The 11,332-nt window shown below is 37.8% G+C and carries 10 protein-coding genes; 8 read left to right on the top strand and 2 right to left on the bottom strand.

The genetic code is table 11. The features are described 5' to 3' along the window. Window positions 1-115: 115 nt before the first annotated feature. The 4 genes from M901_RS01915 to M901_RS01900 all read left to right on the top strand — a co-directional run bounded on the left by M901_RS01915 (window position 116) and on the right by M901_RS01900 (window position 4,065). On the top strand, window positions 116-334 hold the full coding sequence (locus M901_RS01915) for a heavy-metal-associated domain-containing protein (RefSeq protein WP_021276463.1): 219 nt from the start codon (window positions 116-118) through the stop codon (window positions 332-334). A 2-nt stretch (window positions 335-336) separates the two neighbouring features. Next, entirely contained in the window at window positions 337-2,511 is a 2,175-nt protein-coding gene (locus tag M901_RS01910) for a cation-translocating P-type ATPase (RefSeq protein WP_021276465.1), read from the top strand. Beyond that, window positions 2,508-2,786: a metal-sensitive transcriptional regulator gene (locus M901_RS01905; protein ID WP_021276461.1), complete on the top strand. Its 279-nt coding sequence runs from the start codon at window positions 2,508-2,510 to the stop codon at window positions 2,784-2,786. The genes M901_RS01910 and M901_RS01905 overlap by 4 nt, the downstream gene beginning before the upstream one ends. Before the next feature lie 67 nt (window positions 2,787-2,853). Beyond that, a complete protein-coding gene (locus tag M901_RS01900) occupies window positions 2,854-4,065 on the top strand; it encodes a cation:proton antiporter (protein ID WP_021276464.1) in 1,212 nt (403 codons plus the stop codon). A gap of 2 nt (window positions 4,066-4,067) precedes the next feature. On the opposite strand, the gene M901_RS01895 is transcribed toward M901_RS01900, so the two are convergent. Further along, a complete protein-coding gene (locus M901_RS01895; RefSeq protein WP_021276460.1) occupies window positions 4,068-4,601 on the bottom strand; it encodes a hypothetical protein in 534 nt (177 codons plus the stop codon). Next, the gene (locus M901_RS01890; RefSeq protein ID WP_021276467.1) at window positions 4,598-5,119 is read right to left on the bottom strand and encodes an RNA polymerase sigma factor; all 522 of its coding nucleotides are present in this window, start codon (window positions 5,117-5,119) and stop codon (window positions 4,598-4,600) included. The genes M901_RS01895 and M901_RS01890 overlap by 4 nt, the downstream gene beginning before the upstream one ends. Before the next feature lie 129 nt (window positions 5,120-5,248). Here M901_RS01890 and M901_RS01885 point away from each other — a divergent pair, with 129 nt between their 5' ends. The 4 genes from M901_RS01885 to M901_RS01870 form a co-directional block, all read left to right on the top strand. Next, the gene (locus M901_RS01885) at window positions 5,249-6,463 is read left to right on the top strand and encodes a TolC family protein (RefSeq protein WP_021276469.1); all 1,215 of its coding nucleotides are present in this window, start codon (window positions 5,249-5,251) and stop codon (window positions 6,461-6,463) included. Next, the gene (locus tag M901_RS01880; RefSeq protein ID WP_021276462.1) at window positions 6,456-7,832 is read left to right on the top strand and encodes an efflux RND transporter periplasmic adaptor subunit; all 1,377 of its coding nucleotides are present in this window, start codon (window positions 6,456-6,458) and stop codon (window positions 7,830-7,832) included. Before M901_RS01885 ends, M901_RS01880 begins: the two co-directional genes overlap by 8 nt. A 27-nt stretch (window positions 7,833-7,859) precedes the next feature. Beyond that, on the top strand, window positions 7,860-10,994 hold the full coding sequence (locus M901_RS01875; protein ID WP_034719593.1) for an efflux RND transporter permease subunit: 3,135 nt from the start codon (window positions 7,860-7,862) through the stop codon (window positions 10,992-10,994). Then, a partial coding sequence (locus tag M901_RS01870; RefSeq protein WP_034719590.1) for a hypothetical protein occupies window positions 10,966-11,332 on the top strand: 367 nt, incomplete at its 3' end. The genes M901_RS01875 and M901_RS01870, both read left to right, overlap by 29 nt.

Raw genomic sequence — 11,332 nt, 5'->3', positions numbered from 1 at the left:
AATCTCTTTAAGTTTGTTTAAAATCAGTAACTTATCAATCATAAAAAAGATTCTATCACGAAAAGACTTGATCTATAATAAAAAAAGAGATACCCCTAGGGGGTATGGAGGTTTTATGAAGAAAGTAAATTTTAATGTAACAGGTGTGAAATGCGGTGGGTGTGTTTCAAAGATAGAAAATGGTCTTAAAGATGAAGCAGGTGTTTTAAATATTGCTGTTAATATCGAAGATCAAGTTGTCTCTCTTGAACTTGAAGACGAGTCGAAGCCAATGCTCTTTAAAAAACAAATTGAAGAACTAGGCTTTCCTGTCTCTAAAATGTCGAAGGAGTAAAGATGAGCTCATCTCTTACAATAGATAAGAAAGTTGGCGGTATGAGCTGTGCTGGATGTGCGGCAAATATTGAAAAGGGGCTAAAAGGTCTTGAGGGCCTAGAAAAAGTTTCTGTCAATTTTGCGACAGAGTCGGCCCAGTTTATTGTGAGAGATGAGGACGTCTTTTCTCGTGTTCATCAAAAAGTGGAAGAACTTGGTTTCACTCTCGATGATGAAGTTGTTGCGGTTAGCGAGGATGGGGACTTGAAGAAGTTCTTTATTTCGATCACTCTCTCTGTGATAATCTTTCTCTTTGCTATGGGACCATTGATGCATTGGCCAAGTCATAGGGCCAATTGGTTTATTCAGATGATCTTATCGGCCCCTATTTGGCTATGGATTGGTATAAGCTTTCAGAGGTCGGTTCTTTCATTTATTAAGACGGGTCAGTCAAATATGAATACCCTGATAGGGATTGGAACAAGTGCAGCTTATCTCTATTCAGCATTTGTCACGATATTTACAGAGTATTCAATATCTCTTGGTTTTACTCAAAGAGTTTACTTTGAAGCAGTTGGCTTTATTATCTCTTTTGTTTTTCTTGGGCACTACTTCGAAAGTAAGGCAAAGAAGAAAGCCAAGGAAGCTCTCAATTCATTACTTGAAATTGGGGCTAAAGAGGCAACTGTTTATCGTAATGAAAGTTGGACTCAGGTTGCGATGACTGATGTAGAGGTTGGTGATCTTGTAAGAGTGAGACCTGGAGAAAAGATTCCTGTCGATGGAAAGATTACAAAAGGGAAATCATCTGTTGATGAGTCAATGATCTCTGGGGAACCAATTCCTGTGCAAAAGGAAATGGGGCAGAGTTTATTTGCGGGAACTATTAATGGTGAGGGAATTCTTGAATTTAAGGCCCAAAAAGTTGGTAAGGATACTTTTCTTTCTCAAATTGTCAGCTTTGTCGAAAGTGCGCAAAATAGCAAACCTCAAATCCAGCGACTTGCTGATACGATAAGTGGCTACTTTGTGCCAGCAGTAATACTTATATCTATTGTGACTTTTATTGCATGGTTTATTTTTAGCACAGACGCAAAGTGGGGTAATGCGATCTCAAATATGATTGCTGTCCTGGTTATTGCCTGTCCTTGCGCACTTGGGCTAGCAACGCCAACTGCCGTTGTTGTTGCCACAGGAAGGGCCTCGATAAAAGGGTTACTCATTGGTGGTGGTGAGGTTATCGAAAAAGGTGTTTCAATTGATACTATTATTTTCGATAAGACAGGAACGCTTACTGCTGGAAAGCCTGAGGTGACGGAAGTTCAAACTGTCGCTGGAATAAGTGAAGATGAGCTTGTTAAAATTGCTGCCTCAATAGAAGCTTACTCAGAGCATCCCATTGCCAAGGCCATCGTGAAATATGCTCATCAGTTAGAATTGGAGCTTGATGATCCAGATATGTTCGAAAATATTTCAGGTAAGGGAATCGAAGCGGAATTAAATGATTGTGACTATCTCGTGGGAAGTCGTGCTCTCTTAGAGTCTAAGAATGTATCGTTTTCTGAAGAATTAGTACCTAGGACTATTGGAAGTCATATCTATATTGCAAGAGATGGCTCTTTCATTGGGTTAATAGTCGTAGGAGATAAGATTAAACCAGAGGCCGCTCAAGTTATTGAAAAGTTCCATCAATTAGGAATTGAGACATGGCTAATTACTGGAGATAATCAGGCGGTAGCAAAAGAAGTTGCTGATCAGCTTAAAATAAAGAACTTTGCGGCTTCTGTTCTTCCTCTTGATAAGGCCGCTTATGTTGAGAAGCTTAAAAAGAATGGTGCCCAAGTGGCGATGATTGGAGATGGAGTCAATGATGCTCCCGCACTGGCCAAGGCCGATCTTTCAATGGCAATGGGAACAGGAACTGATGTCGCAATTAATGCGAGTGATGTGACAATTGTGCATGGTGAGTTAGATAAGGTTTATGAATTCCTTATTCTATCGAGAGAGACATTAAAAATTATCAAACAAAATCTCTTCCTGTCTTTTATATATAATTCACTACTCATACCAGTTGCGGCCGGTGTATTATATATTTTTGGAGGACCACTCATGTCGCCAGTTTTTGCGAGTATAGCTATGGGAATGAGTAGTATTTCTGTCGTCTCCAACAGTTTAAGAATTAGGAATGTTATATGAAAGGTGCTGACAACAAATCTCTTCTTAATAGATGCAAAAGAGTTGAGGGGCAGGTTCGCGGAATTACGGCGATGCTTGATTCTGAGAAGTACTGTATTGATATCCTTACTCAAATAAAAGCTGCAAGGAGTGCCTTAAAATCTTTGGAGTTAGAGATCCTTGAGAACCATATGAATCATTGTGTTAAGGATGCTGTGAGCTCTGGTAGTGATAAGGACGTTCAGGCCAAAGTTGATGAAATTATGCATTTATTAAGACGTTCGTCTAAATCTTAAAGTTAATAAAGAAATTAGGTAGATAATAGGCTAGGGGGATTCTCTGATATCCCCCTATAATGAAGATATGTTTCAAGAGAGTATTCTTTTAGATATCTTCTACTATTTAGTTGCCACTGTTGCTTTGGTTCCTATTTGTAAGACTTTAGGCCTGGGTAATATCTTTGGTTATCTGATGACGGGAATTCTTCTTGGTCCAGCTTGCTTTGGACTCCTCAGTAAGTCCCATCATATTGAACAAATCTCTGATTTTGGAATTATCATGCTACTCTTTGTGATTGGCCTAGAGTTAAGTCCTTCACGCTTAAAGAAATTGAGGGGAATTATTTTTAAAGAGGGGATGGCGCAATTTATTGTGACTTCTGGAATTCTTTGTTTCTTTATGACTTGGTATGGTTATTCTCTTTTAACAAGTGTCGTGGTCTCAAGCTCCCTCTCACTATCTTCTACGGCATTTGCTCTTTATTATCTCAAGGAATCTGATCAATTAACTAAGAGCTATGGGCATTCAAGTTTTTCAATACTCCTTTTTCAGGATCTGATCATTATCCCTATATTAACAATCCTACCTTTCTTTGCTGAATCATCACAGATTGTGGGGCAATTTGATTATCGCGGTCTCTTTCTAAATATTATTATGATTATGGGAGCACTTATATTTGGAAAATTTGCGCTGATACCTGCCATTTCATGGATGTATCAATCACAGAGTAAGGAAATCTTTATAAGTAGTTGCCTGCTGCTCATTGTTGGGGCCTCTCTTTTGATGGATCATATCGGATTATCAAAGGCCCTCGGTTCATTCATGGCCGGGATATTTCTGACAAACTCAAAATTTCGTACAGAGATTTCTAGTTTTTCAGTCCCTCTGAAATCAATGCTCATGGGGGTCTTCTTTATGGCCTTTGGCCTTAGTATCGATATGGACTATTTTCGAGAGAATATTACTCATGTCATCTTAGTGACGACAGTCTTTACACTGACCAAAACAGTTGTTCTCACAATCATAGGACGAGTGAAATCTGGTCGCTGGTCAATGGGCTTTAAAATGGGGTTACTTCTTGGACAGGGAGGGGAATTTGGGCTTCTTATTATTGCCACAGCTACAGAACTCTTTATTCTCAATGAAAATGAATCCAATCTCTTTATTAGTGCAGTGACTTTAAGTATTTTTATGTCACCATTCTTTTCTAAGATCGTTGATTATCTCAATGAACGCAGCCCAGGCCTAGAGGAAAGCTTTGAAGAGCAGAATCAAGAAATGAAACAGGCCTCTTAGTTCTATGAAATTCCTAGAATCTTTCTTTTAAGGATAGATGAGACTTGAAAGAAGACACTTCCACTAAGTGTGGCCCCAAATATCCAAACGAGAGCGATATCGAGATAAATTTCTGCACCAATCAGCATGAAAGTCATGACAAAAGTACCACTAAGAACAAGATAGCTTAAAAACTTTGAGCTCTTGATTAGTCTAATCTCTGCTAAGTTTAGGATTGTTGTTGAAAAAAGTGCTCCAGAACCAATAAAGAGACTTCCACAAATCATCATACATCCATAATGACCAAAAGTACGATGGAAGAAATGATAGAGCTGATCGTGGTTTGTTAAGCTCATACTGAATTGTGGACAAAAGAGCATTGTGATAACACCGATAAATGCTTGAACCAATAGGAGCTTTCCAAAGACTATGGGTTTACTTGGAATAAGATCTTTTCTTACTTGAGAGAGAATCTTATGTGAAAGGTCCTCACTCGGTGAGAGCTTTTCCTTTTCACTTGAATGGAGAAATTCTTTAAAATCATTTTTATTTGTCATGATTTATCTCCGGTTAAACCCTTTCTAACTTTTGCTAAGGCCCTAGAAATTAATTTTCTCGCATTGGCCTTAGATGTATTTAGAGCGACTGAAATCTCTTCGTAATCTTCATCTGAGTAGAATTTTAATTTCAGTGCTTCTCTTTCCTTATCATTAAGTGATTTATATTCACTTAAGTCAAAATCATCATTTCTTACTTCAGTGGCATATTGATTATCATCATATTCAATATACTCTACTTTTTTCTTCTTACAGTAATCAAGAAGCTCACTTCTAGCGACTGTATAGAGCCATTGTAGAAAGAGGTACTTGTCTTTATAAGTGTGCTTTGACTTATGGACTTTAAGGAAAGTGTTTTGAAAGATTTCATCACGGTCACTTTCTTTAGGAGTTCTCTTTGCAATATAAGAGTAGACTCTGTCTTTATGTCTTTGATAAAGCACCTCAAAAGCCAAGAATTCATCTTCTTGGTACAATTTCATGAGCTTCTCATCCTCTAAGTGGGAGAATGGATTCATGTCTCTACTCCTAATTACGACTGAAATGTCTCTTTTGTGACAAAAAAATTTTACTCTAAAAATTTTAATAACTTAAGGTTTTTTGTCACATATGCATGATTTTATTCGTAATGCTTTTTAGAGGTTATTATGATGAATAAATATTCGAAAATTCTGTTAGTTATTTCAGCTATTTCAATATCTGCGAATGCTGCAACTTTTAAGGATCTTGTGAAAAATCTCGATAAGCATGATCAAGTTTTGAAGGCCCAGAAGTTAGCCGATGCCCTAAAACACAAGGCCAGAGTTTCTGGATCATGGGGTGATCCTGTCTTTAAACTGGCCGCTAAAAATTTTCCAGTAGATTCGCTTAAAGATAATGAAACTCCAATGACAGGAGTGGAGTTTGGTCTTGCTCAAAAGATTGCATTAAGTACAAAGTATGGAAATCAAAGAAATGCCCAAGAGAGTATGGCAAGGGCCATGAACTATCAATCACACGATATTAAACAAGGGCTAGTTAAATCTCTCTGGGAAATTGTCATTTTAAGAAGACAGATTTTGGAAGAGATTAATATCTTAGATGATAACTATAATTGGATTAAGAAAATACTTAAAGTTAGTAAAAAACTCTACGCTAATGGAAGAACTTCGCAACAGGCCATTCTTGATATTGAGATTAGAAAATCTGAGCTAGAAGCAGAACTTAGTAATAAGAAGTTCACTTTGAAACAGCTCGAACAACAACTTCTCTATATCACCGATGGTGAAAGAATTGACTATAAATCAATTCCTTGGAAAGCTCTGGGACAGTCACGAAAAAAGCTTAAGAAGATCGATTTTAAAGAATTGGCCCTTAAAGAAAAATTGCGCTCTAGTGAATATAAGCTAACTGCTTCGAAACAAAACTTCGTTCCAGATATCATGATGGGAGTCGGTTATACTAAGAGGTCAGATATTGATAACCGCGGAGATTTTATTAGTGCCTCTATTAGCTTTCCTTTGCCTTTTTCTAGTACCAAGTATGGAAATTATTCTCAAAATGTTCAGGAAAACTATGCTGCCAAAAGAGAACTTAAAGATTATGAGAGATCAAAGAATAGGGACGTTGAAGTTCTTAATTTTGAGATAGAAAAGATTTCTTCTGAAATTGATCTTTTGGCACAAAAGACGATTAAGTTTGCCAGAAACTCTCGCAAGATTACGGCAAAGTCTTATAGCCTTGGTAATTCAAGTTATGTGGAATTACTTCAGTCAGAAATAAAACTACAAAATAAACTCATTAAGAAAATTATGCTACAGGCCCAGAGGGATATGAAAGTTGTCGCATTAAAATATAAGTTAGGAGAATCTCTCTATGAATAAGCTAGGATTAATATTGCTTTTATCTTTATTTGCCTCTTTAAGCTCGTGCCAGTCTGAGGGACCAAGCGAAAAAGCATCCCATGAGCATTCAACTGTAGAAACTTACTATACTTGTTCAATGCACCCGCAAATTAAACAAAAAGAAAATGGTAAGTGTCCTATTTGTCATATGAACCTAACAAAAGTTGAAGTTGATTCAAGCGATAGCGATGTTGAAGTTAAAAAAGCTCCAATGAAAGAGCTATGGGCATGTAAGAATTTTCCTGATGTGACAAGTGAAGCAAAAGATGTGTGTCCAATCGATGGAAGTGAGATGGTTAAAGTTGATCATTACAAACAAATGGCGGGACAAACAATTGCTAAAGTTAAATTGCGTAAAGCTCAGCTACAACATTTTAAGCCAGATTACTTTCCTGTCACTAAAATGAAAATGAAAAAGAAGGTAAGACTTCTCGGAACGATACTTCAATCAGAAGATAAGGAAAGTAATATTCCTGCGCGAGTTGGAGGAAGAGTTGAAAAAGTCTATGTGAAATCAACGGGAAGTTTTATCAAAGTCGGAGATCCGGTTATTGATCTCTATTCTCCTAAACTTATCACAGCTGGGGAAGAGTATATTATCGCAAAAAAGAGTTCTTTAAATTCTAAGACGAAAGAATTTAAAGATATCCTTAAGCAGAGTGAACAACGATTAAAGCTTTGGGGAATTAAGAAGAAGCAATTTGAGAAATGGTATCAAAATGGTGAGGTTCCTAGAAGTATTACTATCTATTCTCCAGCGACTGGTATTGTTAGAAAGAGAAATGCTTCGGTTGGGAAGTATTTTAAAGAGGGACAGGATTTCTTTGAATTGTCTGATCTCTCAGAAATTTGGGTTGAAATGGATGTCTATGAACAAGAAGCTGCTATCGTTAATCTTGGCCAAGACGTCGAGCTAGAATTTACTTCTCTTCCAGGAGAGAAGTTTCGTGGAAAGATTGATTTTGTCGATCCTGTCTTAGATGTGAAGTCACGAACACTTAAAATTAGAACAACAATTGAAAATAGATCAGGGAAGTTAAAACCTGGAATGATTGCAGATGCGACTCTTCATATTGACTTAGAAGGGGAACCTCTGGTTATTCCAAGAACGGCAGTTATTGATACTGGTAAGAGAAAAGTTGTGTGGATCAAGGTTAATGAGAAACAATTTCAGGCCAAGGTTATTCAAGTTGGCCATGAGTCAGAAGGTTACCTCGAAGTTAAGAGTGGCCTAATGGCAGGAGAAGAGGTTGTTATTGAGGGGAATTTCTTACTTGATGCTCAAGCTCAGCTCTTTGGTGGTTATGAAGATATGGTTGAAAATCAGGGTGGAGCTCATCAGCACTAATCTGTTGATCTAACTTAGGAAAAAAGAATGATCCGAAATCTTATAGAATTATCAATTAGAAATAGAATGGCCGTGGTTCTGATTTTTGTCTTTATTGCGCTACTTTCTGTTTTTAGTGTCAGAACAGCTCGAATTGATGCCATTCCTGATATTGGTGAAAATCAGCAGATTGTATTCACTGAATGGGCAGGGCGCTCACCTAAAGATATAGAAGAGCAGGTGACTTATCCATTAAGTGTTATGCTTCAGGGGATTCCTGGAGTTAAAAATATCCGTGGGACATCGGCTTTTGGATTCTCAATTATTTATGTCATTTTTAAAGATGATATTGATTTTTACTGGAGTCGTAGCCGCGTACTTGAAAAGCTTTCAACGGCCACTCGTGATCTTCCTAGTGGAGTTATTCCTAAAATGGGACCTGATGCAACTGGTTTAGGACAAGTTTTTTGGTATACGTTGGAAAATAAGAAAGAGGCAAAGAATCCGAAATCACTTGCCGAATTGAGAAGTATTCAAGATTTCTATGTTCGCTATCTTCTCCAAGGAGTTGAAGGAGTTAGTGAAGTTGCAAGTATCGGTGGTTTTGTAAAAGAATATCAGATCGATGTTGACCCAAATAAACTCTTTGCCTATGACGTTCACTTTAGCAAACTCATTAGTTCAATTCAAAATAGTAATATCGATGTCGGAGCAGAAGTCATAGAGGATGGAGACCGTGAGTTCATTGTCCGTGGAAAAGGCTTTTTTAAGTCATTGAGTGATATTGAAAATGTTGTGATTGCAGTTAAAAATAAATCACCAATTCGTGTTAAGGATGTTGCTTCGGTTGGGTTTGGACCTGGTTTTCGAAGAGGTGCACTTGATAAGAACGGTGTCGAGGCCGTTGGTGGTGTCGTGACAATGCGCTTTGGAGAGAATCCAAAGGAAGTTATTGATCATATTAAAGAAAGATTAGAGGTCGTCAAAAAAGGTCTGCCAAAAGGTGTTGAGTTAGTTCCTTTTTACGATAGAACAGAGGTTATTGAAAGAACTATTGGAACTGTTTACCAGGCCCTCACTGAAGAAATTATAATTACTATTATTGTGATTCTCTTATTTCTTCTTCACTTTAAGGCCTCAATACTTGTCTCTCTAACACTTCCTTTTGGTGTCGGGATAAGTTTTATTTTGATGAAGGTCCTTGATATTGACTCTAATGTCATGAGCTTATCTGGTCTTGTTATTGCCATTGGTTCCATGGTGGATATGGGGATTATTATGACTGAGAATATATATTCTCATCTTGCAAATAATCCAAATACTTCAAAGAAGGAGCGAATTGAAATTATTGTAAAATCTGCTCGAGAGGTTGGTCCAGCGATTCTAACAGCAGTTATGACAACAATTATGACCTTCTTACCTGTTTTTGGACTTGAAGGTGCAGAAGGAAAACTCTTTGGTCCTCTGGCCTGGGCAAAGACCTTGGCCATGATTGGAGCGGTACTTGTTGCGCTCGTTCTGGTGCCTGCTTTATCAGCATTCTTGTTAAAAGGAGAGCTTAGGCCAATTGAAAAGAACAAGGTTTCAAGTACAATTCTCAAGTTCTACGAGCCAGTCTTAAATTACTTCTTAGAAAATAGAAAACTCTTTCTAGTCTTTCCAACGATTATTTTTATTATGGGAGCAATATCGTTCACTCAGATTGGAAAAGAGTTTATGCCTTCTTTAAATGAAGGAGAGATTCTTTATATGCCGGTCACAACTCCTGATGTCAGTATGTCAAAGGCGAGAGAGTTATTGGCCTATACGGATAAGAAGTTAAAGGAGCATCCACTTGTGGCCAACGCTATTGGAAAGTTGGGGAGGGCCGATACTGCTATTGATCCTGCTCCTGTGGCAATGTTTGAGACAGTCGTGAAATTAGTACCTCAAAGTGAGTGGCCAAGTGGAACATCTATTTATGATATTATGGCCGAGCTCGATCAAGAGCTTCAGGTTCCTGGGCTAGTGAATGCTTGGCTTTTTCCAATTGAAAACAGAATTGCCATGATTTCAACAGGGATTAAAACTCAAATAGGTATTAAGATCTTTGGTGATAATTTAGAGGAACTTGAAAAGATTGCGGCTAAAATTGGTAGTGAGGTAGAGAAGGTTAGTGGTGCTTATGGTGTTTATGCAGAAAAAATCACAGGTAAGCCCTATATTGAATTTGATATTGATAGAGTGGCCGCAAGTCGCTTCGGGATAAATACGGGGACGATTAATAAAATTTTGCAAACAGCAGTTGGTGGGATGAGTATTGGTCAATTCTATGATGGTAGAGAAAGATATCCAATTCGAGTTCGTTATAAGAAGGAATTAAGAGACCGTATTGATGAACTCAAAAAGGTTCTCGTTCCTAGTCCTCTAGGACAGCACGTTCCTCTTAAACAATTGGCCGACATTAAAATTGTGACGGGACCATCGGCCATTCAGTCTGAAAATGGAATGCTTCGCTCTCTGGTTCTCCTCAATGTTCAAGGACGTGATTTAATTGGATTTGTTGAGGAAGCCAAGAACCATATCGATAAGAATGTAGAATTACCAAAGGGATACTCAATTGTTTGGGCCGGGCAATATGAAAACCAGGTTCGTTCTAATAAACGATTGATGATGTTAATACCTCTGGCCTTGCTTATTAATCTTGTCATTATTTACCTAGGTATTAAAAACCTAAGGAATGCAGCCATTATTTTTAGTGCTGTTCCAATTGCTTTTTCTGGTGGCCTAATTCTTCTTTGGATTGGGGGATTCAATACTTCCGTTGCCGTATGGGTTGGTTTTATCGCCCTCTTTGGGATTGCTGTTGATGATGGTGTTGTCATGATGACCTATCTTCAAGAGGCTTTGAAGACACACCAACCAAAGAATTGGAAAGATTTAAAAGAATGCATTGTTGAGGCCGGAACCAGAAGGATTCGTCCTCTGGTCATGACAACAACGACAACTGTTGTGGCCCTTATACCTATTATGTGGTCAACAAGTACGGGAAGTGAGGTCATGAAGCCGATGGCCATTCCAACGTTAGGAGGGATGCTTGTGGAGCTCGTTACATTATTTGTCGTACCAATAGTATTTAGCTTTTTTGAACAAAGAAATATTGAAAGGAGAAAAAATGAAGAACATTTTAATCATGTTAATTAGTACACTTGTTTTAACTTCAACAGCTTTTGCGAAAGAGAGAAAGAAAATCTCACCAGAGCATGTTAGCGCAGTAACCAAGGCCTTAGAGGTTAATGAGAAATTACATATGGCCTTCTTCAAGTATGATGGAAGTGAAGTTGAAAAGTTTTCTAAGGAACTTGAGTCATCACTAGGAAGTATTTCAAATACTGAAGTCTCTAAATTACTTACTTTTGCTAAGAATAAATTAAAAGAAATTCAGTCTTCAAAGTCAAAAGAGGAGAATTATCAAAGCTATCATATCGTCTCAATGGCCCTTATTCACGTAGTGAATACATATGATATCGGTGGTGATTATA

This window comes from Bacteriovorax sp. DB6_IX, from assembly GCF_000447775.1.
In the GTDB taxonomy this organism is placed as follows: Bacteria; Bdellovibrionota; Bacteriovoracia; order Bacteriovoracales; family Bacteriovoracaceae; genus Halobacteriovorax_A.
The sequence above is the reverse complement of the archived record's forward strand: the minus strand, read 5'-3'. Positions and strand labels throughout refer to the sequence as shown.

Coding starts and splice junctions, on each gene's coding strand:
- M901_RS01880 (WP_021276462.1), top strand. CDS start 6,456: ATGAATAAGCTAGGATTAATATTGCTTTTATCTTTATTTGCCTCTTTA.
- M901_RS01915 (WP_021276463.1), top strand. CDS start 116: ATGAAGAAAGTAAATTTTAATGTAACAGGTGTGAAATGCGGTGGGTGT.
- M901_RS01890 (WP_021276467.1), bottom strand. CDS start 5,119: ATGAATCCATTCTCCCACTTAGAGGATGAGAAGCTCATGAAATTGTAC.
- M901_RS01900 (WP_021276464.1), top strand. CDS start 2,854: ATGTTTCAAGAGAGTATTCTTTTAGATATCTTCTACTATTTAGTTGCC.
- M901_RS01875 (WP_034719593.1), top strand. CDS start 7,860: ATGATCCGAAATCTTATAGAATTATCAATTAGAAATAGAATGGCCGTG.
- M901_RS01895 (WP_021276460.1), bottom strand. CDS start 4,601: ATGACAAATAAAAATGATTTTAAAGAATTTCTCCATTCAAGTGAAAAG.
- M901_RS01905 (WP_021276461.1), top strand. CDS start 2,508: ATGAAAGGTGCTGACAACAAATCTCTTCTTAATAGATGCAAAAGAGTT.
- M901_RS01885 (WP_021276469.1), top strand. CDS start 5,249: ATGATGAATAAATATTCGAAAATTCTGTTAGTTATTTCAGCTATTTCA.
- M901_RS01910 (WP_021276465.1), top strand. CDS start 337: ATGAGCTCATCTCTTACAATAGATAAGAAAGTTGGCGGTATGAGCTGT.